Origin of the sequence: Enterococcus spodopteracolus, assembly GCF_030441955.1 — a bacterium.
Lineage (GTDB): Bacteria > Bacillota > Bacilli > Lactobacillales > Enterococcaceae > Enterococcus_B > Enterococcus_B spodopteracolus.
This window is the reverse complement of sequence record NZ_JARJHD010000112.1, coordinates 1-439: the sequence shown is the minus strand read 5'-3', so window position 1 is coordinate 439 and position 439 is coordinate 1. Positions and strand designations below refer to the sequence as shown.

1 protein-coding gene is annotated in these 439 nt (G+C 55.4%); it reads left to right on the top strand.

Annotation, left to right across the window (positions count from 1 at the left end):
• On the top strand, nt 1–439 hold a 439-nt coding region (locus P3R27_RS14800), incomplete at both ends, for a replication protein P (RefSeq protein WP_301399182.1).

The following is a 439-nucleotide window of genomic DNA, read 5'->3' as shown; positions in this document are numbered from 1 at the left end:
AGCGCAGATCATCAACGGTGTGTTCAGCCAGTTACTGGCAACTTTCCCGGCGAGCCTGGCTAACCGTGACCAGAACGAAGTGAACGAAATCCGTCGCCAGTGGGTTCTGGCTTTTCGGGAAAACGGGATCACCACGATGGAACAGGTTAACGCAGGAATGCGCGTAGCCCGTCGGCAGAATCGACCATTTCTGCCATCACCCGGGCAGTTTGTTGCATGGTGCCGGGAAGAAGCATCCGTTACCGCCGGACTGCCAAACGTCAGCGAGCTGGTTGATATGGTTTACGAGTATTGCCGGAAGCGAGGCCTGTATCCGGATGCGGAGTCTTATCCGTGGAAATCAAACGCGCACTACTGGCTGGTTACCAACCTGTATCAGAACATGCGGGCCAATGCGCTTACTGATGCGGAATTACGCCGTAAGGCCGCAGATGAGCTT